This is a genomic window from Rhizobium sp. CRRU65, from assembly GCF_048551595.1.
Lineage (GTDB): Bacteria > Pseudomonadota > Alphaproteobacteria > Rhizobiales > Rhizobiaceae > Rhizobium > Rhizobium leguminosarum_J.
In genome coordinates, this window is record NZ_JBLYZH010000012.1 from 119,535 (window position 1) to 144,787 (window position 25,253).

Consider the following 25,253-nt stretch of genomic DNA (forward strand, 5'->3'; position numbering starts at 1 on the left):
GGCATGTCGTCAATGGTCGGAAGCGCCGATCGGCGCGAGCGTCAGGCAGCGACCGGCGGTGCGCGCGGCTGATGGGTCCTGGAGACTGCGGCGTGAAGCGAAGCTTCAAATACCGGAAAAGCCGCTGATATATTCCAGCCGGCGAAGTTAAGGGTCGGAGCGGCGGCAAGGGCAGGCGATCCGCCGTCATGTGCCGTCTGCTTCGGCACAAGCTTGCGCTCCGTGGCAAGCAGCCCACGCACGGTATCGCGCGCAGTCAGCTGCGGCGGCTGAGGATCTCGACCGGAAGAGGAAAGCGTATTGGCGGCCGCCGCCGGCGAGATCACCAGATTGCCGCCGAAAAGCAGGCCAAGATAGGCAAGGACGGCGACGAGGACGGAAGCGGCGATACGGCTCGTCAGACGGTGCTGTTCCAGCTCCATCTTCTCCGTCCCGGCGATGTCACTCCCGTATCGGCTCAAAAGCGCGCCAATCTCTCATTCTCTTTCCGGCGGGGGGTCATCCGTCGGGGCAATTGTATCAGGCCCATGGCTGTCTTCATAGGGCACACTCTCATGATGCACTTGGGCGAGCCGGTCAACCATGCCAAGCGCAATTTCACGCTCGCCCATGATGACGGTGTCGGCGCCATATTGCTTCAGCTCATCGACTTCGGCGTCGGAATGGGCTCGGGCGACGATGAGGATCGATGGATTGACGCTGCGTGCCTGCTCGGCGATGCGGCAGGCCTCGAAGGCGTTGGGGATGGCGATCGCAATGCTGCGGGCGCCGGAAAGATTGGCTAGGTCGAGCGTTTCCCGCATCACCGCATTGCCCGCCAGAGTTTCGATGCCCTGCGCCTTCAGCTCGCCGATGCGCTTGTCAGAATCCTCGATGACCAGAAAAGGTGTGGCTGACGACTTGAGATTCTGTCCGACGATGCTGCCAACCCGCCCGTAGCCGACGAGAATGGCGTGGCCGCGGAGAGCGGTCGGGTGCACCTCGTCATCTTCGGGCGGTATCTCCTCCGGCGCTGCTATTGCATCTGCAGCGGGAGCAGGGTCTGCCGCGACGTCTTCGCGCTTTGCACCATCCAGCAGCGGCCGCATGCGGTCGCAGAGGAAGAACAGTAGCGGATTGAGGATGATCGAGATGATGGCGCCGGCAAGGATCAGATCGCGGCCTTCCTCCGGCAGCAGCCCCAGTTCGACGCCGAGGGCGGCGAGGATGAAGGAGAATTCGCCGATCTGGCCGAGGCTGGCCGAAATCGTCAGCGCCGTACTGAGCGGCTTCTTGAAGGCGAGCACGATCAGGAGCGCGGCGACGGACTTGCCGATGACGATGATGAAGATGGTGGCGAGGATCGGCAGCGGCTTGTCGATCAGGATGTTCGGATCGAACAGCATGCCGACCGAGACGAAGAACAGCACGGCGAAGGCGTCGCGCAGCGGCAGGCTTTCCTGTGCGGCGCGATGGCTGAGCTCGCTTTCGGCAAGCACCATGCCGGCAAAGAAGGCGCCGAGCGCCAGCGACACGCCGAAGAGCTTCGCCGCTCCGAAAGCGACACCGAGCGCGATCGCCAGCACGCCGAGCCGGAAAAGCTCGCGCGAACCGGTATGGGCGATGCGATGCATCGTCCAGGGAATGAGCTTGCGGCCGAAGACCAGCATCAGCGCCACGAACAGCGCCACCTTCACCAGCGTCATGGCGATCATGCCGCCGATGCCGAGATCGAGGCCGAACAGGCGGCTGAGCGCGGCTGAGAGCGGCTCGACGGGAGCGTGCCCCTCACCGCCGATGCTGGCTGCGGCCGGGATCAGCACCAGCGCCAGCACCATGGCGAGATCCTCGACGATCAGCCAGCCGACGGCGATCCTGCCGCGCTCGGTCTCGACCAGGCGCCGCTCCTGCAGCGCCTTCAAGAGCACGACGGTGGAGGCGACCGAAAGCGCTAGGCCGAAAACCAGGCTGCCGCCGGTCGGCCAGCCCATGAAGGCGCCGAGCCCCCAGCCGAGCAATGTCGCAAAAGCGATCTGCACGATCGCGCCGGGCACGGCGATGCCGCGCACCGACAGCAGGTCTTTCAGGGAAAAATGCAGCCCGACGCCGAACATCAGCAGGATGACGCCGATTTCGGCCAGCTCCGGCGCAAGGTTCTGATCTGCCACATAACCTGGCGTATGTGGCCCGACGAGCACGCCGGCGATCAGATAACCGACGAGCGGCGGCATCCGCAGCCGATGGGCGAAGGCGCCGAAGATGAAAGCCAGCACGAGGCCGCCGACGATTGTCGAAATCAAGGGCGTATCGTGTGGCATTGTTGTCTCCCGATCTGGAAATCCCGATTGTAATATGACATATATGGTCTATATCGACCAATATGGGCAACTTGAAATCATGGGTCAAGGCGCAAGAGAAACAATTCTCACTCCCGCTCTCTGCCGCGCGGCGCGCGGCCTGCTCGACTGGACTCAAACCGATCTTGCCGACAGGGCTGCCGTCTCGCGCAGCACCATCCGCGACTATGAGGGCCGGCACCACGACATCCACCGCGCGACGGAAGCGCAACTGCGCCTCGCCTTCGAGGAAGGCGGCGTCAAATTCGTGGAGATCCAAGGGGCAGGCACCGGCGTTTACCTGCCGACTGCATAAAATGATGCAGCAATTCAAAGTGTTACTGCGTTGCGCCTCTGAAAAGAGGCTTGGTGCTGTCATCGGGCAGACTGAACACGCTCAGGGTGCCAGGCAGGCGGCAGAGACCTTGTAGATGGAAAGTGTCTTACCCTTGTAGTTGCCCTCCGTCGGCTGCCAGTTCTTCAGCACCTCGGGCGTCTCGGTGGCGCAGGTGAAGGCCCCGTCCGTCAGGAAAAGCACCTTGCCGGTGATGTCGGCGGGCAGAGCGAATTCCTGCTCGTAATAGCTCTCCGGAAGGCCCGCCGGCGCCCGCGCATAGATCCTGTAGGATGCATCGCGCAGCGTATAGAAAAGATCGGCGACCATATCGCGATTGTCGGTGACGATGATGTCGGTGCCGGCCTGAGCTGCGAGTGCGGCGGCCTCGCGGCTGACCTCGGCGCGGCCGAGATAGCGCTTCATCAGCGCGTCGCCGTTCGGCAGCAGCAACTGATGCGGAAAGATCGTCGCCAGCGGAAAGAGCAGGCTGGCGATGCCGTTGATGGTCAGCGACAGCCTGAGCCCCTTCGGCCACTTCAGGTGAAGCAGCCAGACGGCAAGGATGGTGCCGGCGACATAGGCGGTCACCGCCCAGTTGGCGTAGGCCTTGGCGACCGTTGCCTGTAGCGTGATGAGAACCACCACCGGCATCGACAGCCAGACCAGCATTTTCTCGCGGTCGTCGCTCCTGCCCTTGATCATGCGATAGACCGCCCAGAGCATCGCGAAGAAGATGATCGGCCCGACGACGCCGAATTGGGCGGAGAAGAATTCAAGCCCGCGACGGAGATTGATGCCGAGTTCGCTCCAATGGGCGATGTCCTGGGTATGGCGCACCGTCGTGTTGTCGTGCTGCAGGTTCCACCAGAGGTTCGGCAAGGCGACGATCGCCGCGACCGCGACCGCGATGATGAAATCCCGGATGGCGATGCGCGCCGCCGGAATGAGGAGGAGGGCAATCGCGCCGCCCGGAACGACGAACAGCACGGCATATTTCGTCAAGAAGGCGAGGCCGACGCCAAGGCCCATGACGAGCGCCAACCCGACCGAGCGCCGCTGCGTCAAGCCGAAATAGGCAAGCAGCGCGATCGCGATGAAGAACAGCAGGATCACGTCGGTCGAGAAGAACACCGAAGACAGCGCAACGCCCGGGAGGGTGATATAGGTGGCGCCCGTCCAGCCTTCGATCTCCGGCCCGACGAAACGTTTTGCCGTCTTCATCAGCACCAGTGCCGCCGCCATGTGGATCAGCGGTCCGAGCAGCCTGATCCAATAGATGGCGTTGGAGCCGGAAAGCTCGGTCATCGCCCGGATCACCCACGCAATCATCGGCGGCTTGGAATAATAGCCGAGGTCGAGGTTTTGCGACCAGAACCAGTACTGCGCCTCGTCGACGAAAAGGTCCGTCGTATCGAAATTGAGCATGACGACGCGCCAGAGCGTGAAGCCAAGAACGATGAGGAGACCAGATCTGGGGGACATGAACCGATAGTTCCGCTGACATGAAAGGCGCGAGTGCGATACACCAAAGGTGCCGGACTGCCAACGGGGAAGGGTGGGTCTAGCGCATCGGCCCGAAAATCGATTCCGATTTTCGGAAAGCACGATGCGTAGATTCAAAGTGTTAGAGCGTCCTTTGTGCGTCCGAAAGGACGCACGGCGCTCTAAAGCATGTCGCGCAAGACTGTGCAGCGGTTTTGCGACAACGACATGCGTAAAACAAAGAGCTAAAGCGCAAGGAGGTATCTGAAAGATTGCGACGCGCTTAGAACACCCGAAGGGCGCGGATGTCGCGGTTTGCGGCGATGGAATCGAGGCGAGCGACGGCTGCAAGCAGCGTCATTGCAATCAAGCAGGCACCCAATCCGAGAACAATCATTGCTCTGTCCTTGTCGACGTCATGTCTTGGTTATCGACCGGCATATAACACGGAGCTTGCGTGTGCCTTGTAGCAGCCATGCAACTCCGCAACAGTATTTGCTGCGAACTGCCTTGAATTGCTGAAAAGCCTGTCCTCCGAAAGGCTTATTAACCTTCAAGCAAGGAATTAACCATAAACATTGATGTACACGTCGGAATGGGAAGATGCACTCGTTCCCACCAGGCATGACGCCGTCCCGCCGTACCGGGTTGATCCGGTATCCATCTCTTCAGACAGCTCCGAAACATAGCTGATCAGAGGGCTTCGATCCGCCGGTTGTAACCGGTGGTGAGGACCGTCTCCACGCTTCGCGTTCATCGGCTGCTGCACAAGTTTTTGGCCGGGCCTTCGCCCGGAAAGTGGTTGGGGACAGGCGTTGAGGCAGGACATGCCATCAGATCAGGCTCGTGGAGCGCAGGCAGGCAGCTTGCGCGACCGCCTGCGCTTTGCCGGTCTCGATACCGACCAGTGCGAGCTGGTGCGCCGTAACCGGCCGGCGCTCGAAGCCCATCTGAAGGCGGGCCTCAGGGATCTCTTCCACCGATTCCAGTCATTCCCCGACGCCTCGCGCAATTTCGAGAGCGAACGCCAGGTCGAGCGTCTGCACGATCTGCAGTCCTCGCATTGGGACGTGCTGACGGATGCGCGGTTCGACAGCCTCTATGCCGAGCGCGTCAAGGTTCTCTCCGATACCGAAAGCAAGATGGGTCTTGACCCGCGCTGGCACGTGGCCGGCCATGGCGTCATGCTGGAGCATGTCGTTTCCGGCCTCGCCGAGCAGATTGCCGGCCGTCCGCTGCTGCCGTCGGCCAAGCGCCGCACCCGCGAAATCTCCGACCTGATGACGGCGATCATCCGCATCGTCATGGTCGATGTGGAAATTGCCGTCTCGCTCCGCTTCAATGCGCTGCGCGCCGGGGAGCAGCGCGCGCTCGCCGATCAGCGCGCCGCCAACGAGGCCGAGATCATCAGGATCTTCGGCGATGTCATCGAAGGCCTGTCCGCACGCGACCTGACGCGCCGCGCGCCTGTCGACGGCGACGGCGCCTATGGCGGGATCGCCGCGGCGCTGAATGGCGCGCTGGACGGCCTCCAGGCCGAATTCACCGCTATTACCGAGCGCACGGTCAAGGCCGAAGCGGCGACAGGTTCGCTTGCCGGTCTGTCGCGGCAGTTCGCCGGCACGGCGTCCGGCCAGGCCGATCGGCTGCAGCTTTCCGCCGCTGCCCTTGCCGGCATCGCCGGCAGTGTGCGCGATGGTGCTGCTGACAGCCGCGCTGCCGAACAGGCGGCCGCCACGACGCGCGCTGCCGTCGAGGAAAGCGGTGAAGTCGTCGGCCGCGCGATCAGCGCCATGGCCGATATCGAGCAGTCGGCCGAAAAGATCGGCCAGATCATCGGGGCGATCGACGAGATCGCCTTCCAAACCAATCTTCTGGCGCTGAATGCCGGCATCGAAGCCGCGCGCGCCGGCGATTCCGGCCGCGGTTTTGCCGTCGTCGCCCAGGAAGTCCGCGCCCTTGCCCAGCGTTCGGCCGAAGCCGCCCGCGAGATCAAGACGCTGGTGACGACGACCAAGGCGCAGGTCGACGCTGGCGTGCAGATGGTCGGCCGCACACAGGATTCGATCGGCAGCATCGTGCGCCAGGTCACCGACATCAACGCCGCCATATCAGGCATCGCCACCCGAACCGGCGAACATGCCGCAAGCCTCGACAGCGTGACATCAGACGTCAAGGGCCTGGGTGGCGAGGTGGCCGATAGCGCCGGCCTTGCGGAGCGCTCGGCCGAAGGCGCCGACCACCTCCACAGCGTCATTCTCGAGCTCGGCCAGACGATTCGCGAATTCCGCATCGCCCGGGAAAACGCCACTGCCGGGCGCCCTGCGCCGGTGCGCGTGACACCGCCGCGGGCCCTTGAGGGCGCTACCCGCCCGGCACCGGTCGTGGACGAATACGAAAATGACGATTTTGGCCTTCCGCAAGCGTTCGCAAGCGTCGGAGGTGGGCGGAATGTTTACTAACCTATCGGATGATTGCCGCAGCTCGTCTTTTCGGGCCGGGACAAGGGGACAAGGAAAAGCTGATGGCAGCAAAGAAGAGTGGCAAAACGCTGGATTTGACAGCGGTGCTCGACCTCAACGAGGCTTCCGCCTTGCGCGATAAACTCCTCTCCCTCCGGGGTAGCGGTCTTTCGATAGACGCTTCCGGCGTCGAACGGATCGGCGCGCTTTGCGCCCAGGTTCTGATGTCCGCCGAGAAGACCTGGGAGCAGGACACGCAGCCGTTCACCTTCTCCAAGGTGTCCGACGCATTTCAGAAAACCATGCAGCTGGTTGGCGTCAATATTGACCACCTGCTTGCCAAGGAGATTCGGCAATGAAGAAAAAAGTGCTGACTGTGGATGATTCCCGCACCATCCGAAACATGCTTCTCGTGACGCTGAACAATGCTGGCTTCGAGACGATCCAGGCGGAAGACGGCATCGAGGGCCTTGAGGTTCTCGAAGAGTCCAATCCCGACGTCATCGTGACCGACATCAACATGCCGCGCCTCGACGGTTTCGGCTTCATCGAAGGTGTCCGCCGCAACGAGAAATATCGGGCGATCCCGATCCTGGTCCTGACCACGGAAAGCGACGCGGAAAAGAAGAACCGTGCCCGCCAAGCCGGTGCCACGGGCTGGATAGTCAAGCCTTTCGACCCGGCCAAGCTGATCGATGCCATTGAGCGTGTAACCGCTTAAACCCAGGATTTGCTCCTATGGATATGAACGAAATCAAAGAGATCTTTTTCCAGGAGTGCGAGGAACAGCTCGCAGAATTGGAATCCGGTCTTCTGAAAATGAATGATGGCGATCGCGATCCGGAAACCGTCAATGCGGTGTTCCGTGCCGTGCATTCGATCAAGGGCGGCGCCGGCGCCTTCGGCCTTGACGATCTGGTAGCCTTCGCCCATGTTTTCGAGACCACTCTCGATTGCGTTCGATCCAACAAGCTTGAGCCGAACCAGGACGTCCTGAAGGTGATGCTGAAGTCGGCCGACGTGCTCGCTGACCTGACGAACGTTGCGCGCGACGGCGGCAGCGTCGATGAAAGCCGCAGCCGCGGCCTCGTCAGGGAGCTCGAGGCGCTGGCCAACGGTGAAATGCCGTCTCCCTCGGCGTCAGTCGAGGCGCCTGCGCCGAAGGCAGTCGCAAAGGCCGCTCCGGCGCCGACCCCCAAGCCGACGGACGACAGCGGCTTCCAGCCGGTCCCCTTTTCCTTCGACGATTTTGGCGGCGAGGGCGATGCCGGCGGCATGCCGGCCTATGAAGTCATCTTCAAGCCGCGCTACGAACTCTATTCCAAGGGCAATGACGCCACCCTGCTGCTGCGCGATCTCTCGCGCCTCGGCGAAATGACGATCTATTGCAATACGGATGACCTCCCGGGCCTCGAGGAGCTCGATCCGGAAGGCGCTTATTTCTTCTGGAATGTCACGATCAAGACGGACAAGGGCGAGGACGCCATCCGCACCGTCTTCGAATTCGCCGAGTGGGATTGCGAACTGACGGTAAAGCCGGTCGAAGAAGCAAGGGCCGAGGCGACCAGCAACGACGAACTGCCGATGGTGCCGGTTCCTTTCGACCTGTCGATCCTGGACGAAGCCGGCGCAATCGAAGAGGTTTCCGGCTCAGACGCGCGGGCCGAGGAGACGGCCGCAGCCATTGCCGCAGCCGAGACTGCCTCCAACGTCACGCAGATTGTCGCCGCCCGCGTAGAGAAGAAGGAATCGGCCGCCGCCGCAGCGGCCGCAGCAAGTGCTGCCGCTCAGAACAATGCCGCCGGTGCCGGCCAGACGATCCGCGTCGATCTCGACCGTGTCGACCGCCTCATCAACCTCGTCGGCGAATTGGTCATCAACCAGGCGATGCTGTCGCAGAGCGTCATCGAGAACGACACGACCGGCACCTCCTCGATCAATATGGGCCTCGAGGAGCTGCAGCAGCTCACCCGCGAGATCCAGGACTCGGTCATGGCGATCCGCGCGCAGCCGGTGAAGCCGGTCTTCCAGCGCATGTCGCGTATCGTCCGCGAAATCGCCGACATGACCGGCAAGTCGATCCGCCTGATCACCGAAGGTGAAAACACCGAAGTCGACAAGACGGTCATCGACAAGCTGGCCGAACCGCTGACCCACATGATCCGCAACGCCGTCGACCACGGCATCGAAACGCCCGAAAAGCGTGCAGCCGCCGGCAAGAACACCGAAGGCACTGTCCGCCTGACCGCCAAGCATCGTTCGGGACGCATCCTGATCGAGCTTGCCGACGACGGTGCCGGCATCAACCGCGAGAAGGTCCGCCAGAAGGCGATCGACAACGACCTCATCCCGGCCGATTCCAACCTGTCGGACGAGGAAATCGACAACCTGATCTTCCTGCCGGGCTTCTCGACGGCCGACAAGATCTCCGACATCTCCGGCCGCGGCGTTGGCATGGACGTCGTCAAACGTTCGATCCAGGCGCTCGGCGGCCGCATCAACATCACCTCGAAGCCGGGTCACGGCTCGGTCTTCACCATGAGCCTGCCGCTGACGCTCGCCGTCCTCGACGGCATGGTAGTCACTGTCGCCGGCCAGACGCTGGTCGTGCCGCTGACGGCGATCGTCGAAACCCTGCAGCCGGAAGCGGCCGCGATCCACTCCTTCGGTGCCAACCACCGGCTGATCTCGATCCGCAACAGCTTCTGCCCGCTGGTCGATGTCGGCCGCATCCTGAACTTCCGCGCCACCCAGGCCAATCCGGTCGAGGGCGTGGCGCTTCTGGTGGAATCCGAAGGCGGCGGCCAGCGCGCCCTGATGGTCGATGCCATCCAGGGTCAGCGCCAGGTGGTCATCAAGAGCCTGGAAGCGAACTACACCCATGTGCCGGGCATTGCCGCCGCCACCATCCTCGGTGACGGGCGCGTCGCTCTCATCCTCGATGTCGACGCAGTCGTCGGCGCCTCGCGCGGCCAGTCGCTCAAAGCGGAAATGTCGTTAGCAGCGGTGGGATAAGGGAATGTCGTACACTGTAAAAAATCTGAACGAGGGGGATCGCGAGCTGATCGCGTTCCGCATCGGGGATCAGGAATTTTGCGTGAACATCATGTCGGTTCGCGAAATCCGCGGCTGGACCCCGGCGACCGCGATGCCGCATTCGCCTGGCTATATGCTGGGTGTCATCAACCTGCGCGGCGCGGTGCTGCCGATCATCGATCTTGCGGCCCGGCTCGGCATGAAGCCGGCCGATCCGACTGCCCGTCATGTCATCATCGTCGCCCAGGTCCGGCGTAAGGTCGTCGGCCTGCTGGTCGACGCCGTTTCCGATATCCTGACGGTGACCGACGAAACCATCCAGCCGACGCCCGAGATCTCCTCCGAGCTCGAGCGTCAATTTGCCCGCGGCATTCTCGCCATCGAGAAGCGCATGATCTGCCTGATCGAACTCGAATCCCTCTTTCCAGAGACCGAAAGCGAAGCCGCATGAGTGTAATGGGCGCAAAAGATCAGAGACAGGGATCGGACGAGGTCCTGGCGAGCGGAGAATATCCGCTGACGCGCCGCGACCTCACTGAAATCGCCGCAATGATCTATTCGGATGCCGGCATCTTCCTCAACGAAACGAAGGCGTCGCTCGTCTATTCGCGCCTGTCGAAGCATATCCGCAATCTCGGCCTGTCCGGCTTCCGGGAATATTGCGACCTCGTCGCTTCGCCGGCCGGTGCTGCGCCGCGCCGCGAGATGCTTTCGCATCTGACGACCAATTTTACTCGCTTCTTCCGCGAAAACCATCATTTCGATCACCTGCGCGACCATGTCCTGCCGGAGCTTCTGCAGCGGGCGAGATCGGGCGGCAGGGTGCGCATCTGGTCGGCCGCCTCTTCCGACGGGCAAGAACCCTATTCGATCGCGCTGACGGTGCTGTCGCTGATGCCGAACGTCGCCGATTACGACTTCAAGATCCTGGCGACCGACATCGACCCGAAGATCCTCGCGATCGCCCGCGCCGGCGCCTATGACGAGAGCGCGCTCGAAACCGTATCGCCCGCCATGCGCAAACAATGGTTCAGCGAAGTCGAGATACAGGGCCGCCGGAAGTTCCAGGTCGACGACCGCGTCAAGCGGCTGATCACCTACAACGAGCTGAACCTGATGGCGCAATGGCCGTTCAAGGGCAAGTTCGACGTCATCTTCTGCCGCAACGTCGTCATCTATTTCGACGAGCCGACGCAGATGAAGATCTGGCAGCGTTTCGCCGGCCTGCTGCCGGAGGGCGGTCATCTTTATATCGGTCATTCCGAGCGTGTTTCGGGTGAGGCAAAACACGTCTTCGACAATATCGGCATCACGACCTATCGCTACACGTCCAAAGGTCTCGGGAGGAAGGCATGAGCGCTCCGGCAAGGGTTCTCGTTGTTGACGACTCGCCGACGATGCGGGGGCTGATCACCGCCGTCTTGAGTTCCGACCCCGAGGTCAACGTCATCGGCCAGGCCGGCGACGCGCTGGAAGCGCGGGAGGCAATCAAGCGGCTGAACCCCGACGTCCTGACGCTCGACATCGAGATGCCGAACATGAACGGTCTCGATTTCCTCGAAAAGATCATGACGCTGCGGCCGATGCCTGTCATCATGGTATCCACAATGACCCATCGCGGCGCCGAGGCGACGCTTGCGGCGCTGGAGATCGGCGCGTTCGACTGTGTCGGCAAGCCGGCGCCGGGCGAACTCAGGCCGTTTGGCGACCTCGCCGAGAAGGTCAAGGCCGCCGCGCGCACGCAGCGCCAATATTCCCAGCCCGTCGCCGCCGTCGCGCCACCGCCCTCGGTTGCCGACTTCCGCGTCGGCCGCAAGATCGTCGCGATCGGCTCGTCCACCGGCGGCGTCGAGGCGCTGATCGCCGTGCTGCAAAAGTTTCCGGCGAATTGCCCGCCGACCGTCATCACCCAGCATATGCCGCCGACCTTCACCAAGAGCTTCGCCGAACGGCTGAACCGCCTCTGTGCGCCGGTGGTGCAGGAAGCGACCGACGGTGCCCGTCTCGAAATCGGTAAGATCTATCTGGCGCCCGGCGGCGAGCGTCACCTCCAGGTCAGCAACGCCTCGGCACCATGCTGCCGACTCATTGACCGGGCACCGGTCAACGGTCACCGCCCCTCGGTGGACGTGCTATTCGATTCGGTCGCTGAACTGGCGGGCCGTAATGCCGTCGGCGTGATTTTGACCGGAATGGGCCGCGATGGCGCCGCCGGATTGTTGAAAATGCGCCACGCCGGCGCCAGAACGCTCGGCCAGAACGAAAAAACCTGTGTCGTTTACGGAATGCCAAGGGTTGCCCACGAACTTGGCGCCGTTGAGCAGCAGCTGCCGCTGTCTGCCATTGGTGAAGAAATATTGAAAATGACAGCAGCCCGAAAGGAAGGGACCGAATAAATGTCGATCGCGGAGAAAATCAAAGTTCTGATCGTCGACGATCAGGTAACGAGCCGGTTGCTGCTCAGCGACGCGCTGACCCAGCTCGGTTTCAAGCAGATCACCTCGGCCGGTGACGGTGAGCAGGGCATGAAGATCATGGCCGAGCAGCCGCACCACCTGGTGATCTCGGACTTCAACATGCCGAAGATGGATGGCATCGGCTTCCTTCAGGCCGTGCGCACCAACCCGAACACCAAGAAGGCGGCCTTCATCATCCTGACCGCCCAGGGCGACCGCGCACTGGTGCAGAAGGCGGCCCAGCTCGGCGCCAACAACGTGCTCGCCAAGCCGTTCACGATCGAGAAGATGAAAGCGGCCATCGAAGCCGTGTTTGGAGCCCTGAAATGATCACTGAGGGGGCAGCCCGCCGCGTGCACATCATTCAGGGCGAGTACAAGGTTCTGAACGATCCGAATGCGGTCCTCTCGACCATTCTCGGTTCGTGCGTGGCTGCGTGCCTCAGAGATCCTGTCGCCGGTGTCGGCGGCATGAACCACTTTCTGCTGCCCGGTTCGGCGACGTCGCCGACATCAGGCGGCGATGCCACGCGCTACGGCGTGCATCTGATGGAACTGCTGATCAACGGTCTCTTGAAGCAGGGCGCCCGGCGCGACCGGCTGGAAGCAAAGATCTTCGGCGGCGCGAAGACGATCTCGACATTCTCCAATGTCGGTGAGCAGAACGCGGCCTTCGCCGTGCAGTTCCTGAGGGATGAAGGCATTCCGGTGGTCGGTTCCTCGACCGGCGGAGAGCATGGACGCAAGCTTGAATATTGGCCGGTCTCCGGTCGTGCCCGGCAATACCCTCTGACCGGCGCCGAAACGCAGAGAACCGTCGCTCTCGAGCAGCGTCCCGCCGCTCCGCAGAAACCCGTCGAAACCAGTATCGAATTTTTTTGATGGCGAGGATTTTCATATGACATTTACCCAGATGATGGAGCCGCCCGCGCCTGTCGAAGCGCTGAGCGACATCCTGATGCGCATCGTGTCCGAACTGCACGATGTCGCCTACCTCATCGAACGCATCGAGCCCCAGCTTCTCGACCTCGGCAGCGCCGAAATCCTGAACTCGCCGGATGCCATGAAGGTCATGCAGGGCATCGATCTGGCCGTGCAGAAATCACGCGGCCTTGCCGAATTCATCGACACCATCACCGGTGAAATCCCGCACGGCTGGGCAGTCGACGTCGCAACCGCGCTCAGCCTCGTCAAACTGGCAGAGATGCAGAAGGCATTGGGCGGGGCCACACGCCACGGCCATTCCCAGCCATTGAGCAAGGCAGCCGGCGACTTCGATTTCTTCTAGAACGCTCCGTTTTTCTCCGACTGACGGAAACGCTCTCTCCTTGTTCTTGCGCTATCCCGGACGCAAAACCGCTGCGCATTTTTGCTGGAATTACTTTAGGCCTTTTCGCTCCCGCACGCTCTCACGAAACGCTCGCACAAGTTTCGCCGACTATTCGTCTGATGAGGCAATAAGCCTGCTTTGTCTTTGACGAATCGTGCGAGAACAGAATGAATCTGTTAAATCAATTAGTTCAGATCTTTAAGAACTTCGGTTCCCTTGGCCGAACACGCCTGATGATTCTGGGAGGCGTCGGTGCCGTTTCCATTGCAATCGTCCTTGCGGCCGCTCTTTTCGTCAACAAGCCGGCACAGGAAACACTCTATGTCGGTCTGGATTCGCCCGATCTCAACCAGATCAGCATGGCGCTTGCCGAAGCCAACATCAATTTCCAGGTCGGCACCGACGGCACCAGCATCAGCGTTCCCGCTGGGATGACGGGCAAGGCCCGCCTGATGCTTGCCGAGCGCGGCCTGCCGAACAGCGCCAATGCCGGTTACGAACTCTTTGACAATGTCGGCTCCCTCGGCCTGACCTCCTTCATGCAGGAGGTGACGCGGGTTCGAGCGCTGGAAGGCGAAATCGCCCGCACCATCCAGTCGATCTCGGGTATAACAGCCGCGCGCGTCCATATCGTCATGCCGGAGGTTGGAAACTTCCGGAAGGCGGAGCAGAAACCGACCGCATCCGTCATGATTCGCGCAAGCGCTACCACCGGGCGCAGCGCGGCGACCTCGATCCGCCACCTCGTCGCCTCGGCCGTGCCGGGGCTTGACGTCGATGACGTCACCATCCTCGATTCCGCCGGCCAGCTCCTCGCTTCCGGCGACGAGGCGAGCAACAGCTCGCTGAACCGCTCGCTCAACATCGTCCAGAACGTTCAGCAGGAAGTCGAATCCAACATCGACAAGGCGCTGGCACCCTTCCTCGGCATGGACAACTTCCGTTCCAGCGTCACCGCCGATCTCAACACCGACGCCCAGCAGATCCAGGAAACGACCTACGATCCCGAATCCAAGGTCGAACGTTCGGTCCGCTCGACCAAGGAAGCCCAGCAGTCGCAGCAGAAGCAGTCCGATAGCGCGACGACGGTCGAGCAGAACATTCCGCAGGCGGCTCCCGAGGCCGGCGGCTCCGCCGGGCCCGAATCGCAAGACAAGTCCGACAAGCGCGAAGAGCAGACCAACTACGAAATCAACAGCAAGACGACGGCGACGACCCGCAGCAGCTATAAGGTCGAAAAGCTTTCGATCGCCGTGGTGGTCAACAAGGGCCGCATCGCCAAGATGGTCGGTGAGCCCGCCGACCAGACAAAGGTCGACGCCTATCTCGCCGAAATGCAGAAGATCGTCGCTTCGGCGGCCGGCATCGACGCCAAGCGCGGCGACGTCGTCACCGTCACGGCGATGGACTTCCTCGAAAATCAGCTGCTCGAAGACGCCACCGGTGGTGTCCGCGTCATGGATATGCTGAGCCGCAATCTGGCCGGCATCATCAACTCGCTCGCCTTTGTCGCGGTCGCCTTCTTGGTGGTCTGGATGGGCTTGCGGCCACTGGTGCGCAGCGTCAGCGGCAACGGCAGCTCTGCGGCTTTCGGCGACGCGACGCCGGAAGCGGCCGGCCTCGAGCTTCCGGACTTCGCGCCTGCATCGGGAGCACCCGGAGGCGCTCTCATGGACGGCTTCGGGTCCGACTTCGGCTTCGACAGTACCGAGGACCTGCTCAGCCTCGGCGACGACGATGGAAACTTCAATCGGCGCGTCAAGGAAGGCCCGGAACGCAAGCTTTCCCGTATGGTCGAGATCAACGAGGAACGCGCCGCGAAAATCCTCAGGAAATGGGCGATCGACGAAGCAGCGTAAAACAAAGGCCGGGCAACCGGCCTTTTTTCATGTCGGTACCGAAGCTTGATTCCCGAACCGCTGTTTGCTGAAAAGCCGTGACTGGAGATGCAAGAGACCCGGCATGACATCAGGGTCGAGAATTCGAATAAGACGTTAGACCCGACAACTGAAATGCGGCTGTAGCGCGACTTGATGAGATGGACTCGCGTAAAACGCGAAGCAAGTTGCGATACCGCCAGAATCACCTTAGCCTCCCTCTATCTGAAGGCTGGAACGAGTGGTCGAATCAGTGCATTGGCGACAGCGAAAGTAAATCCCTAGAAGTCGGAGATGGTGATTTGCATCGACTGGCTTACCCTTGGGTGATTCGAAATGGGATTCGAGCGGAAGTTGACTTGAATCCCTTACAGAAAAATTGCTGTTGCACCGAGTTCGATCGTTTCTCAGCCGCAGGACATTGCCAGTGGATATGAATGTAATTCAGGCGAGCAAAGGCGAGAGGCAGATGGCGAATTTCGCGAGTGCGGCGGTGCCGGATCTGTTGCCGCGTGATGAGCTGCTCCAGCGCCTCCACGGCGTCGCCAGCACCGGCAGGTTGCAGTCTGGTCTGCGCGCACTGACGGACTACGTGGGTGCTTCGTACTACCTTCTGGCGCGCTGCGATCTCCTCCAGGAAAGTGGCCTCGATTTCATCGTTTCGTCTGACTGGCCTTTCGACCTGGTCAGGGACATCGCCAATGATCTGGTCCGCGGCTATGCCCGGTCGACCGAGCTGGAAAAATGCATGCAGGTCTTCCAGCCGAATTTTGCTCTTCTGCCTGACAGTGCCGAGGTCCCGGATGGCGCCAGCCGCCAATATTGTTCGGTGACCTTCAATGTCGGCCGGTCGCGGCTGGCCTTGATGTTCCTGTTCGGGGAGGGATTCATCCTTTCGCCGGAGCGCCTGCGCGATGTAGGCTTGCTTGCAGGTTATGTCGCGAGCTTCCTTCGCTGCGGCGGTACGAAGGTCGATCGCGATTTCGAATTGACCGACCGCGAGCTGGAATGCCTGTTCTGGATCGCCGAGGGCAAGACCAGCGACGAGATCGCGATGATTCTCGGAATATCCCGCAATACCATCAACAACTACATCACCAGCGTGATGCGCAAGACGGCGACCAAGACCCGGTCCGAGGCCATTGCCTTCGCCGTCCGCAATAATCTCGTATAGGGGGATATATGGGGTATCCATCAGGCAGGACCATGAGCAGCGCCGAGCAGCTGCGAATGGTACGTGTGAACAGGATTTCCAGCCGGTCCGATCTTTTTCCGCGGCTGATCGCGATGCAGAAGCTCGCCGATGCGCAAGGCTTCGCGATCTTCCGCGTCAGCGGCTCGGGCATTCCGGCAAAGCAGCGGCTTGTCTGCGAGCTCGAGAACTGGGGGTCTTCCAATGCCGGTTTCGGCAAGGCCTTCACGGATGCCTACGGCGATATTCTTCTCGACCATATCGACAAGTCGCTGCTGCCGCTCTCATGGGCAGGCGGTTACGACCGTGCGGCACCCGGTCCGGCGGACTTCTCGCCGTTCATGACGCGGCTGCAGGACGGTATTCTGCCTTTCTCCGGACTTGCCTTTCCGGTGCGGCTTGGCGCCGTCGGCAACGGTTTCATCCTTTTCACCGGCGATGAGATCGATCCTTCGAGCGATACCATCGTCGAGCTGCACGGTCGATGCTGCCATATCATGATGGATCTGCTCTCGCTCGACGAGCGCCGCACGGCGGCTGCCGAGGCGCTCAGCGAACGCGAGATCGCCTGTCTGCAATTGGCCGGCGACGGCCGCATCAGCGAAGAGATTGCCGACAAGCTCGGCCTGTCCGTGCACACCGTGAACGCCTATCTCGGCTCGGCGACCATCAAGCTCGATTCCGTCAATCGCATCCAGGCGATCGCCAAGGCGATCCGGCTCGGTTATATCAGCTGAACCCGCGCGGTCGTTTTCAGCGTCGCGCGTTTTTCCAGACGCGCAAGCGACGCTGTAACGCTTTGAATTGCTGTCCAAGGCGAATGCGAAAGCTCGGTTGTCTTGAAAGACGTCAGCCGGCCAGCGTCTGAGGCGGCTGGTTGATGCTGTAACGCGATTCCCGAAGGCTTCTTCTGAGGAATATGGTGTTCTCGTCAGGATCCGCCGAGGGGTTCTGGAAGGCGATATGATTGATCTCGATGCCGGCGTGGTCTTCGGCAAGGGTGAGCTGTGCGTAGACGGTGACACCGCGTGGCTTGATTTCCAGATCGAGAACGACTTCGGGCTTGCCGCCCCATTCCAGAGTATAATTGCCGCCCAGGCCGAAATTCACCGTGCCCGGATGAAAGAAAAGCTCCGCCGCCGAAGCGACGAGATCGGAAAGGTTGCCGTAATACTCGAAGCGCAGCAGTGAAATAAGGTCAGAAGCATCCAGAAGGCGCAGTTCAGTAGCGACCGGGCTGATCGCGTCTGCGAGGATCTTTTCACGCTGGGTAGAGTGAGGGCATTTTTTCATTCGGCTTATCTTACCCGTTTGTTCTTGGCGTCCGCAGCGTAGACCCGGTGGATGAGCTCCGCTACCGCCTTATAGAAGACTGACGGGATGACACTATCGATCGAGACTTGCGCAAACATGGAGCGCGCAAGGGGCGGATCCTCGAACACCGGTATGCCGTTCTTCTCGGCGATCTCCCTGATTTTGAGCGCAATCAGGTCCTGACCCTTGGCCAGCACCACCGGCGCATCGTTCTCTTCACGCGCGTAACGCAGCGCCACCGCATAGTGCGTCGGGTTAGCGATCACCAGCGTCGCGCGGTGGACGTCGGCGATCATGCGCCGGCGCGCGCGGTCGCGCATCAGTGAGCGCTGCCGGCTCTTGACGAAGGGGTCGCCCTGCGCCTGCTTGTTTTCTTCCTTCACCTCGTGCCGCGTCATCTTCAGCTCGGTGAACCAGTGATGGCGCGTCCAGAAAAGATCGGCGATTGCCACGATCGCGGTGGCGATCAGCATGACGATGATGATCTTGCGCATCGCCGCCATCAGTCGCACCAGAATCGTCTGCGGATCGGAGAACATCGCGTCGATCGAACCGAAATATTCGCTCCTGAGCACAAAGAACAGGATCACCCCGACGACGACCACCTTGAACAGCGACTTTCCGAATTCGACCAGGCCGGGCACGCTGAAGAGCCGTGACCAGCCTTTGATCGGCGAGATACGCGAGGCCTGCGGGCGGATGCGTTCCAGCACCAGTGTCGGCAGATTCTGGAAGACGGAGGAGGCGACGCCGAACACCATGAACAGGATGAAGGCGGGCGCCACCAGCGCCGCACTTGCCCAGCCGAGCCGCACGAATAGTGCCAGCACATCCGGCCCCGTCTCGATCTTCCATTGGTCGGGCTGTTCGAAGATGTCGCGCAGCGTTTCACTCATGCGTCCGACGCTGTCGGGAAGGAAGAATACGAGGTAAATGAAGGTCGCGAGGATGGTCGCAAAGATCGAAAGTTCGCGCGAAGACGGCACGTTGCCCTTTTCCGCGGCATCGCTTTGCTTTTTCGCGGTTGGGGCTTCTGTTTTGCTGTCCTTGTCATCGTCTGCCAAGTCGCGGCCCTCTTCAAAGAAATAGGCCGCAGCTAATGCATGCCGCCCAAAAACGTGCAGCGCTTTTGGGATGACGACATGCATCAGAACAAAGACCTAAAGCGCGTCGCAGGAACCGAGTTCTATGCGACGCGCTTTAGAGCACGGTCTGTTGCTGGAAGGGTAGCCGCCTGTGGCACGGCGATCAACAGCCGCCGTTCGACATGCCGGATTTGTCAACAGTCTCGAAGCGCCAAAGCATGTCGCGCAAAAGTGTGCAGCGGTTTTGCGACAACGACATGCGTAAAAACAAGGACCTAAAGCGCGAGGAGCGAATCTGAAAGATCGCGGCGCACTTTAGGCGGCCGCCGAAGCGTCGCCTTCCTTTTCCTTGAGCTCGATCTGGCCGGAATTGGCCAGGCGAATCGCTTCCTGCGCCACGGCGCGGCGGGCAATCGCGATCTCGCGCGGATTGACGCCGCCCATGCCGCTCTGCAGATCCGATTCGATCATGCGGCGCTGGCGTGGGCTGATGGCGGAGAGAACCGATTCGCGGATCTCGGGGGGCGACCCGCGTAGCGCGACGGTGAGCACATCCGTCGAGATGTCGTTGAGCAGCATGACGCGGCTGCGCTGCGGCATGTACATGAGGTCCTCGAACAGGAAGATCTTCGGGCGAACCTTGTTGACCGATTCGCGGCTGATCGATTCGAGCGAGCTGAGCAGCGTGTCGACCTGCGGCTTGTCGAGTTCGTTCATGAGATCGGCGACCTTCGTCGAGCCGGCCGCATTGCGCTCTGCCTCGACTTCGGCAAGCAACGTCATGACCTGGTTCTCGATGATCTGCGCAGCCTTCGGGCTGACGGTCTTCATATTGACCGTTCTGTTCATGATGTCGGCGCGGCGATTGTCGGGAAGCTGCAGCAGCACCTTGGCGCCGAAGGAGGAGGGCATCATCGAAAGAATATAGGCGACGGTCTGCGGATGCTCGCGCAGCAGGAACTGCGCGACGAATGTCGGCTCCGCCTCGCTGAGGCGATCCCAGATCGAGGTTTCGTAGGCCTGGAATGCAGTGCGGCGGCCGAGCAGGCTGTCGACCTCGTCGGGCGTCAGGCCTTCTTCAAGAATGGCTTCGATTGCCTTGGCATTGTCCATCAGTCCGGCGCCCTCGGTGAAGAGGTCTTCGAACTCGGAGACGAGCAACAGCAGCTCGTCCGGCGGAATGGCGCGCAGCGACTGGGCGGATGAGATAATGGTCTGCAGTTCGGCCTGGGTGAAATATTTCAACAGCCGGCCGGCGACTCCCTTTCCCATAGCGAGAAGAACAGCCGCCGCCTTTTCAGCCTGGGTCAACGGTTTCCCGGCTAATGCGCCGCCGAAATCGTCAAAGTCCATCATGGTCTAACCTCTCCGTCCCACACAGGGATCAGGCTTTTTTCGTACTCAAAACTTCAATCAGCTTCACACCGAATCGCGTGTCGTCGTTATCAAGCACCGTAATTTCGCCACGTGCAATCCTGCGGCCGTTCACCATAATCTCGACCGGTTCGCCGATCTTCTTGTCGAGGGCGATCGTCGCCCCTTCATTGAGGTTCATCAGGCCGGAGACCTGCATGCGGCTGGTGCCGAGCATGATCTGGACGTCGATCGGGATGTCCATGATCAGGTCGAAGTTCGAATTCAAAGCGCTGCCGAGTGGAGCCGGTGACTCCTCGAAGGAGGGGCTGCTGCCGAAATCCATGCCGGCAGCCGAGCTCGCACTGCCGCCGAAATCGCCGCCGAAATCGTCGCCGCCGAAAGGACTTTCCGAAGCCTCGCCGCCGAAGGCCGCCAGGTCCGTTCCTGCTGCGAAGGGGTCGCTCTGCGGGTCGTCGCCAAACTGCGGCAGGTCGCCGTCGGCATCCTGCTTCAGTACGCCGCGCAGATCGTCGATCGCCTGATCGAGATCGGCTTCGCTGCCCGGAAGATCCAGGGAGAGGTCGCTGTTCTGCTGTGTTTTCTTCGTAGCCATGAAATCACTATTCCAGTTGAAACTTGCCTCAAACTGCCTTTGCAGCCCAAAAGCCAGAGAACCGATTAATTCATTAAATGACGGATGAGTTCGTCATCCGAGTTCATCGTATCCTTGACGCGGACCATGTAATTTTCGCCTGAACGCCCGAACTCGCACACATACAATTCCTTGCTGTTGGCGCTGACCTCGACCCGCACGTCGCCGTGGTCGCGGAACGGAATGACGTCGCCGACCATCAGCTTCGATATCGTGCGAAGCGTCAGGTCCTGCAGCCTGATCTTCGCCTCGAGCGTGACATGCGAGCGGCGGACCTGGTCGCCGAGCTGCTCAGTCCATTCCGGTGACTTGCCGGTGGCCTGGCGTTTCGGCTTCGGCGGCGTCACCTTGGTCTTGAGCAGCGCCGTCTGCGGAACGATCAAGGCGAATTCCGAAACGATGCCGGCAAGTGTGATCGACATGTTGATGGCAGCGGCGAATTCGTCCGGACGATCTTCCGGCGGCCGGGCGCGCGCGTCAAGGGCGTGCGGGGCCGAAAGGCTCGGTTCGAAGCCGCCCGGCGCGTTGACGGCCGAGCGCAGCACTTTGGCGATCTTGTCGAAGACCATGACCGCCAGATCGAGCTCGATGATCGAAAGCAGCCGGTCGGCCGGTTCCTCGATCGTATCGGCGGTGGCGCCGAGCAGGTGCTCCATCAGCGTGATGACGAAGCCGTTGCCGCAGGCAAGCGTGATGTTCTGCGACCAGTTGCGCAGCGTCGCATCGACCAGCGTGACGTTCGCGCTCAGATCTTCGATCAGGTGGTTCTTGTAGCCGATCTCGCAGCCGAGATAGTTGACCGTCACGTCGAGGCCGGTCTCGCTTTTGATGACGTCGGGAAAGAATTCGCTGTAGATTTCCCCGAAGGAACTGCAGATCTTGGCAACTCCGCCTCTGTCGCCGAGCCCGCCTGTCAGCTTGGCGAGAAGGGCAGGATCCATTGCCGGTTTGTCGTGCGAAGCATTGCTCATAGTCATTTAAGCCGCCTTGTTTTCGCCACCAGGGTTCATCATTTCCTGCTCGACCGCGTCGATGGAAGGACGCTCGTAAGCCGAGATCGTCTTGCGGCCGTATTCGAGAGCGACCTGCGGCACCGAGCCGTTCATATAGGCAAGCAGCGTCTGCTTGACGATGACGTAGAGGCGGTGCTGCTTGTTGCGCACGACCTTGATCTGGGAGACCAGCGGCGAGCAGACGCAGTAGGACAAGAGAATGCCGAGGAAGGTGCCGACGAGTGCCGAGCCGATCAGATGACCGAGCACTTCGGGTGAATCGTTGATATGGGCCATCGCCTTGATGACGCCGAGAACAGCCGCGACGATGCCGATCGCCGGGAAGGAATCGCTCATGATCTGGATCGAGTGGTAGGGCTTCATCTTGTCGTGCATGATTGTGTTGAGCTCTTCGTCCATCAGCGCCTCGATCTCGTGGCTGCGGGCGTTGCCGATGATGATCAGGCGCACGTAGTCGCAGATGAACGCCGTCAGCTCCTTGTTCTTCAGAACCGTCGGAGCCGACTGGAAGATTGTCGATTCGGCCGGATTGTCGATATGGGCTTCGATTTCGTTTCGCGACTTGGTGCGCAGGTCGCGCATCAGCGAATAGAGCACGCCGAGCGTATCGAGATAATTGCGTTCCTTCGGTACGGCGTGCCGGAAGGCTTCGCTGAGCGCTTTGCCTGAGTCCTTCACCACCTTCATCGGGTTCGCCATGATGAAGCTGCCGAGGCCGGCGCCGCCGATGATGAGGAATTCGAAGGGCTGGAACAGCGCGTCCACTTCGCCGCCCATCGCCATGAAGCTGCCGACGATACAGCCGCAAGTCACTATAAATCCGATAATGATGTTCATCGTCAGCCCAATCTGAACGTTGCTTTTCTTTTAGACCGATAGGGTTTCTGCCTTGCGTGAGGCTGATGAAAGGCCCGATCGCAAGGCATTTCCGCGTGCCAGCTTCGCGCAAGCATCTGCCGTCAGTCTAAAGAAGACGAATGGGTGCCCGCGCCCGTTTCTGAGATGCCGCCTCAGCGAAATCCCGGCCGAACCACATGAGACGACCCCCGGCTTTTCGTTCCGTTCATCGCCAATGCTTGGAGCTTACCGACATGCAATCCGGTCTTTATGTTTCTCTGTCGTCGCAGATGGCTCTCGAAAAGCGTCTGAACACCATCGCAGACAACATGGCGAACGTGAACACGACGGGTTTTCGCGCCACCGAGGTGAAGTTCGATGAGATGGTGGCGGCCACTAAGAACAAGCTGAACACCAAGGTGGCCTTCGTTTCCCAGGGCAACGACTACCTGAACGAGGGAAATGGCGAGTTGCAGCACACCGGCAACATGCTCGATTTCGCCATCAAGGGCGATGCCTGGTTTGCGCTCGATACGCCGGCCGGCCGCGTTCTGACGAGGGACGGCCGCTTCACGATCAAGGATACCGGCGAACTCGTCTCGATAAGGGGATATCCGGTTCTTGACGCCGGCGGCGCGCCGATTCAGCTCAACACGAAGGGTGGCGAGCCGGCCGTCGGTACGGACGGCATCATCTATCAGGCCGACCGCCAGGTTGCTTCGCTCGGCCTGTTCGAGGCCGATATCAGCAAGGGTTACCTGCGTTACGAAAACAGCGGCATCATGACCACCGACCAGCCGCGCGCCGTCGTCGACCGCTTCAATGTCGGTGTCGAGCAGGGCTATCTCGAAAACTCCAACGTCAACGCCATGCGCGAGATCACCCAGCTGATCGAAGTCAACCGCGCCTTCGAAAGCGTCTCATCGCTGATGCGCGACAGCGAGGATTCCTTCAAGGAAGCCGTCCAGACGCTTGGCGGCAGCCGCTAATGCATGTCGTCCAAAAGTGTTTGGCGGTTTTGAGAGAACGACATGCACAAGAACAAAGACCCAAAATACGTCGCATGCCGCGAGCTGCACGCAACGTATTTCAGGGCGGGATTTGAAGCATGAGCACCACGCTACTGTCTATGGACGGTCTTTCTCCGAAGCTGGCGCATCTGGCGGGCCTCGTCGACCGATACGCATCGCCGGAGTTTGCGGTTGCCCATGGCGGTCGCGTGCAGACCATCGCTGCCGGCCACTACACGGTTCACGGTCTCTCCCGCCACGTTCGTCTCGGCGAGTTCGTGGCCCATAAATCGGCGACCGGCATCCATCTCGGCGAAGTCGTGCGCGTCGAGCCGGAACTGATCTATGTCTGCCCGATCGAACCCGGCGAGCCGATCGGCATCCACGATACCGTCATCCGCAAGGGCGCCTTCCGCATTGCACCGACGGACAGCTGGTGCGGGCGCACCGTCAACTCGCTCTGCGAGCCGATCGACGGGCTGGGCCCGATCGCCGAGGGCCTCGATCGCCGCTCGATCTCCAATACCGCGCCGCCCTCGATGACCCGCAAGCGTGTCGAGACCGGCTTCAAGACCGGCGTACGCGCGATCGACATCTTCTCGCCGCTCTGCCTCGGCCAGCGCCTCGGCATCTTCGCCGGCTCCGGCGTCGGCAAGTCAACGCTTCTTTCCATGCTCGCCCGCGCCGATGCTTTCGACAAGGTTGTCATTGCGCTTGTCGGCGAACGCGGCCGCGAGGTGCGCGAATTCATCGAGGATACGCTCGGCAGCAATATGAAGAAGGCGATCGCCGTCGTCGCCACCAGCGACGAGAGCCCGATGCTGCGCAAGATGGCGCCGCTGACGGCGGTCACTATCGCCGAGCATTTCCGCGACAAGGGCGAGAACGTCCTCTTCATCATCGACAGCGTCACGCGTTTCGCCCATGCGATCCGCGAGGTGGCGACCGCCTCCGGCGAGCCGCCGATCGCGCGCGGTTATCCCGCCTCCGTCTTCACAGAGCTGCCGCGCCTCCTGGAACGCGCCGGTCCCGGTCCCGAGGGCGCCGGCACCATCACCGCGATCATCTCGATCCTCGTCGACGGCGACAATCACAATGACCCGATCGCCGATTCGACCCGCGGCATCCTCGACGGACATATCGTCCTGCAGCGCAGTCTCGCCGAAGAAGGGCGTTATCCCCCGATCGATCCGCTCGCCTCGATCTCGCGTCTTGCCCGCAAGGCCTGGACGCCGGATCAGGAAAAGCTGGTATCGCGGCTGAAGGTGCTGATCCACCGTTTCGAAGAGACGCGCGATCTGCGCATGATCGGCGGTTACCGTCAGGGTGCTGATCCCGATCTCGACATGGCGATCAAGCAGGTGCCGATCATTTACGACGTCCTGAAGCAGTCTCCGGGCGACCGCGACTCGCTCGACGCTTTCGCCGATCTCGCCGGTGCGCTCAAGGCTGCAGCCGGCATGGGCAATCAGGGCGCCCCTATTCAGAGGAGAGGCTAGA

General features: G+C 61.2%; 25 protein-coding genes. 16 read left to right on the top strand and 9 right to left on the bottom strand.

Going from position 1 to position 25,253, the window contains the following annotated elements:
- Window positions 1-41: 41 nt before the first annotated feature.
- Together ACM5SV_RS23285 and ybaL are read right to left on the bottom strand one after the other, a co-directional pair.
- Window positions 42-422 carry a hypothetical protein gene (locus ACM5SV_RS23285; RefSeq protein WP_222016313.1) on the bottom strand — a complete coding sequence of 127 codons (381 nt, stop codon included), beginning with the start codon at window positions 420-422 and terminating at the stop codon, window positions 42-44.
- 54 nt (window positions 423-476) lie between these two features.
- Window positions 477-2,297 (bottom strand): YbaL family putative K(+) efflux transporter, encoded by a 1,821-nt coding sequence (gene ybaL, locus ACM5SV_RS23290; protein WP_012756040.1) that lies wholly within the window; start codon window positions 2,295-2,297, stop codon window positions 477-479.
- Between the two features lie 34 nt (window positions 2,298-2,331).
- Between ybaL and ACM5SV_RS23295 the strand changes: the two genes are divergently transcribed.
- Window positions 2,332-2,631, top strand: coding sequence for a helix-turn-helix transcriptional regulator (locus ACM5SV_RS23295; protein ID WP_012756041.1), 300 nt, complete (start codon window positions 2,332-2,334; stop codon window positions 2,629-2,631).
- Window positions 2,632-2,712: 81 nt separating this feature from the next.
- Here the strand turns inward: ACM5SV_RS23295 and ACM5SV_RS23300 are convergent, their stop codons facing one another.
- A complete protein-coding gene (locus ACM5SV_RS23300) occupies window positions 2,713-4,134 on the bottom strand; it encodes an ArnT family glycosyltransferase (protein ID WP_222016312.1) in 1,422 nt (473 codons plus the stop codon).
- An 827-nt stretch (window positions 4,135-4,961) separates the two neighbouring features.
- Here ACM5SV_RS23300 and ACM5SV_RS23305 point away from each other — a divergent pair.
- The 13 genes from ACM5SV_RS23305 (at window position 4,962) to visR (ending at window position 17,223) form a co-directional block, all read left to right on the top strand.
- On the top strand, window positions 4,962-6,596 hold the full coding sequence (locus tag ACM5SV_RS23305) for a globin-coupled sensor protein (protein ID WP_012756043.1): 1,635 nt from the start codon (window positions 4,962-4,964) through the stop codon (window positions 6,594-6,596).
- Between the two features lie 62 nt (window positions 6,597-6,658).
- Window positions 6,659-6,955, top strand: coding sequence for an STAS domain-containing protein (locus ACM5SV_RS23310; RefSeq protein WP_419425424.1), 297 nt, complete (start codon window positions 6,659-6,661; stop codon window positions 6,953-6,955).
- Window positions 6,952-7,317: a chemotaxis response regulator CheY1 gene (cheY1, locus tag ACM5SV_RS23315; protein WP_003545492.1), complete on the top strand. Its 366-nt coding sequence runs from the start codon at window positions 6,952-6,954 to the stop codon at window positions 7,315-7,317. The genes ACM5SV_RS23310 and cheY1 overlap by 4 nt, the downstream gene beginning before the upstream one ends.
- 17 nt (window positions 7,318-7,334) lie before the next feature.
- Window positions 7,335-9,611, top strand: a complete 2,277-nt coding sequence (locus ACM5SV_RS23320) for a chemotaxis protein CheA (protein WP_419425425.1) — start codon at window positions 7,335-7,337, stop codon at window positions 9,609-9,611.
- A gap of 4 nt (window positions 9,612-9,615) precedes the next feature.
- Window positions 9,616-10,083, top strand: coding sequence for a chemotaxis protein CheW (locus ACM5SV_RS23325; RefSeq protein WP_012756045.1), 468 nt, complete (start codon window positions 9,616-9,618; stop codon window positions 10,081-10,083).
- Entirely contained in the window at window positions 10,080-10,988 is a 909-nt protein-coding gene (cheR, locus tag ACM5SV_RS23330) for a protein-glutamate O-methyltransferase CheR (protein ID WP_012756046.1), read from the top strand. The genes ACM5SV_RS23325 and cheR overlap by 4 nt, the downstream gene beginning before the upstream one ends.
- Window positions 10,985-12,028, top strand: a complete 1,044-nt coding sequence (gene cheB / locus ACM5SV_RS23335; RefSeq protein WP_003556486.1) for a protein-glutamate O-methylesterase CheB — start codon at window positions 10,985-10,987, stop codon at window positions 12,026-12,028. The genes cheR and cheB overlap by 4 nt, the downstream gene beginning before the upstream one ends.
- On the top strand, window positions 12,029-12,418 hold the full coding sequence (locus ACM5SV_RS23340; RefSeq protein ID WP_003556488.1) for a response regulator: 390 nt from the start codon (window positions 12,029-12,031) through the stop codon (window positions 12,416-12,418).
- Window positions 12,415-12,969 carry a chemoreceptor glutamine deamidase CheD gene (gene cheD / locus ACM5SV_RS23345; protein ID WP_003545509.1) on the top strand — a complete coding sequence of 185 codons (555 nt, stop codon included), beginning with the start codon at window positions 12,415-12,417 and terminating at the stop codon, window positions 12,967-12,969. The genes ACM5SV_RS23340 and cheD overlap by 4 nt, the downstream gene beginning before the upstream one ends.
- A 16-nt stretch (window positions 12,970-12,985) precedes the next feature.
- Window positions 12,986-13,375, top strand: coding sequence for a chemotaxis protein CheT (gene cheT / locus ACM5SV_RS23350; RefSeq protein ID WP_017992935.1), 390 nt, complete (start codon window positions 12,986-12,988; stop codon window positions 13,373-13,375).
- Between the two features lie 209 nt (window positions 13,376-13,584).
- Window positions 13,585-15,276, top strand: a complete 1,692-nt coding sequence (gene fliF / locus ACM5SV_RS23355; protein WP_012756049.1) for a flagellar basal-body MS-ring/collar protein FliF — start codon at window positions 13,585-13,587, stop codon at window positions 15,274-15,276.
- A 445-nt stretch (window positions 15,277-15,721) separates the two neighbouring features.
- On the top strand, window positions 15,722-16,468 hold the full coding sequence (visN, locus tag ACM5SV_RS23360) for a transcriptional regulator VisN (protein ID WP_012756050.1): 747 nt from the start codon (window positions 15,722-15,724) through the stop codon (window positions 16,466-16,468).
- 8 nt (window positions 16,469-16,476) lie between these two features.
- Window positions 16,477-17,223 (top strand): transcriptional regulator VisR, encoded by a 747-nt coding sequence (gene visR, locus ACM5SV_RS23365; protein WP_012756051.1) that lies wholly within the window; start codon window positions 16,477-16,479, stop codon window positions 17,221-17,223.
- Window positions 17,224-17,335: 112 nt separating this feature from the next.
- Here visR and ACM5SV_RS23370 read toward each other — a convergent pair whose 3' ends face one another.
- The 6 genes from ACM5SV_RS23370 to motA all read right to left on the bottom strand — a co-directional run bounded on the left by ACM5SV_RS23370 (window position 17,336) and on the right by motA (window position 22,743).
- Window positions 17,336-17,779 (bottom strand): hypothetical protein, encoded by a 444-nt coding sequence (locus tag ACM5SV_RS23370; protein ID WP_012756052.1) that lies wholly within the window; start codon window positions 17,777-17,779, stop codon window positions 17,336-17,338.
- A gap of 5 nt (window positions 17,780-17,784) precedes the next feature.
- Complete coding sequence (flhB, locus tag ACM5SV_RS23375; protein WP_012756053.1) at window positions 17,785-18,864, bottom strand: flagellar biosynthesis protein FlhB; 1,080 nt, start codon at window positions 18,862-18,864, stop codon at window positions 17,785-17,787.
- 336 nt (window positions 18,865-19,200) lie between these two features.
- Entirely contained in the window at window positions 19,201-20,241 is a 1,041-nt protein-coding gene (gene fliG, locus ACM5SV_RS23380; RefSeq protein WP_012756054.1) for a flagellar motor switch protein FliG, read from the bottom strand.
- 28 nt (window positions 20,242-20,269) lie between these two features.
- Entirely contained in the window at window positions 20,270-20,854 is a 585-nt protein-coding gene (gene fliN, locus ACM5SV_RS23385; RefSeq protein WP_012756055.1) for a flagellar motor switch protein FliN, read from the bottom strand.
- A gap of 65 nt (window positions 20,855-20,919) precedes the next feature.
- On the bottom strand, window positions 20,920-21,870 hold the full coding sequence (locus tag ACM5SV_RS23390; RefSeq protein WP_012756056.1) for a FliM/FliN family flagellar motor switch protein: 951 nt from the start codon (window positions 21,868-21,870) through the stop codon (window positions 20,920-20,922).
- Window positions 21,871-22,743, bottom strand: a complete 873-nt coding sequence (gene motA, locus ACM5SV_RS23395; RefSeq protein WP_003556508.1) for a flagellar motor stator protein MotA — start codon at window positions 22,741-22,743, stop codon at window positions 21,871-21,873. It lies immediately after the preceding gene.
- 254 nt (window positions 22,744-22,997) lie between these two features.
- Here motA and flgF point away from each other — a divergent pair, with 254 nt between their 5' ends.
- Window positions 22,998-23,732 carry a flagellar basal-body rod protein FlgF gene (gene flgF, locus ACM5SV_RS23400; protein WP_012756057.1) on the top strand — a complete coding sequence of 245 codons (735 nt, stop codon included), beginning with the start codon at window positions 22,998-23,000 and terminating at the stop codon, window positions 23,730-23,732.
- Window positions 23,733-23,851: 119 nt separating this feature from the next.
- A complete protein-coding gene (gene fliI, locus ACM5SV_RS23405) occupies window positions 23,852-25,252 on the top strand; it encodes a flagellar protein export ATPase FliI (RefSeq protein WP_017992941.1) in 1,401 nt (466 codons plus the stop codon).
- Window position 25,253: the final 1 nt, after the last annotated feature.

Bases quoted from the DNA above. Each gene is read 5' to 3' on its own strand.
- ACM5SV_RS23285 (WP_222016313.1), bottom strand. From the start codon at position 422: ATGGAGCTGGAACAGCACCGTCTGACGAGCCGTATCGCCGCTTCCGTC.
- ybaL (WP_012756040.1), bottom strand. From the start codon at position 2,297: ATGCCACACGATACGCCCTTGATTTCGACAATCGTCGGCGGCCTCGTG.
- ACM5SV_RS23295 (WP_012756041.1), top strand. From the start codon at position 2,332: ATGACATATATGGTCTATATCGACCAATATGGGCAACTTGAAATCATG.
- ACM5SV_RS23300 (WP_222016312.1), bottom strand. From the start codon at position 4,134: ATGTCCCCCAGATCTGGTCTCCTCATCGTTCTTGGCTTCACGCTCTGG.
- ACM5SV_RS23305 (WP_012756043.1), top strand. From the start codon at position 4,962: ATGCCATCAGATCAGGCTCGTGGAGCGCAGGCAGGCAGCTTGCGCGAC.
- ACM5SV_RS23310 (WP_419425424.1), top strand. From the start codon at position 6,659: ATGGCAGCAAAGAAGAGTGGCAAAACGCTGGATTTGACAGCGGTGCTC.
- cheY1 (WP_003545492.1), top strand. From the start codon at position 6,952: ATGAAGAAAAAAGTGCTGACTGTGGATGATTCCCGCACCATCCGAAAC.
- ACM5SV_RS23320 (WP_419425425.1), top strand. From the start codon at position 7,335: ATGGATATGAACGAAATCAAAGAGATCTTTTTCCAGGAGTGCGAGGAA.
- ACM5SV_RS23325 (WP_012756045.1), top strand. From the start codon at position 9,616: ATGTCGTACACTGTAAAAAATCTGAACGAGGGGGATCGCGAGCTGATC.
- cheR (WP_012756046.1), top strand. From the start codon at position 10,080: ATGAGTGTAATGGGCGCAAAAGATCAGAGACAGGGATCGGACGAGGTC.
- cheB (WP_003556486.1), top strand. From the start codon at position 10,985: ATGAGCGCTCCGGCAAGGGTTCTCGTTGTTGACGACTCGCCGACGATG.
- ACM5SV_RS23340 (WP_003556488.1), top strand. From the start codon at position 12,029: ATGTCGATCGCGGAGAAAATCAAAGTTCTGATCGTCGACGATCAGGTA.
- cheD (WP_003545509.1), top strand. From the start codon at position 12,415: ATGATCACTGAGGGGGCAGCCCGCCGCGTGCACATCATTCAGGGCGAG.
- cheT (WP_017992935.1), top strand. From the start codon at position 12,986: ATGACATTTACCCAGATGATGGAGCCGCCCGCGCCTGTCGAAGCGCTG.
- fliF (WP_012756049.1), top strand. From the start codon at position 13,585: ATGAATCTGTTAAATCAATTAGTTCAGATCTTTAAGAACTTCGGTTCC.
- visR (WP_012756051.1), top strand. From the start codon at position 16,477: ATGGGGTATCCATCAGGCAGGACCATGAGCAGCGCCGAGCAGCTGCGA.
- ACM5SV_RS23370 (WP_012756052.1), bottom strand. From the start codon at position 17,779: ATGAAAAAATGCCCTCACTCTACCCAGCGTGAAAAGATCCTCGCAGAC.
- fliG (WP_012756054.1), bottom strand. From the start codon at position 20,241: ATGATGGACTTTGACGATTTCGGCGGCGCATTAGCCGGGAAACCGTTG.
- fliN (WP_012756055.1), bottom strand. From the start codon at position 20,854: ATGGCTACGAAGAAAACACAGCAGAACAGCGACCTCTCCCTGGATCTT.
- ACM5SV_RS23390 (WP_012756056.1), bottom strand. From the start codon at position 21,870: ATGACTATGAGCAATGCTTCGCACGACAAACCGGCAATGGATCCTGCC.
- motA (WP_003556508.1), bottom strand. From the start codon at position 22,743: ATGAACATCATTATCGGATTTATAGTGACTTGCGGCTGTATCGTCGGC.
- flgF (WP_012756057.1), top strand. From the start codon at position 22,998: ATGCAATCCGGTCTTTATGTTTCTCTGTCGTCGCAGATGGCTCTCGAA.
- fliI (WP_017992941.1), top strand. From the start codon at position 23,852: ATGAGCACCACGCTACTGTCTATGGACGGTCTTTCTCCGAAGCTGGCG.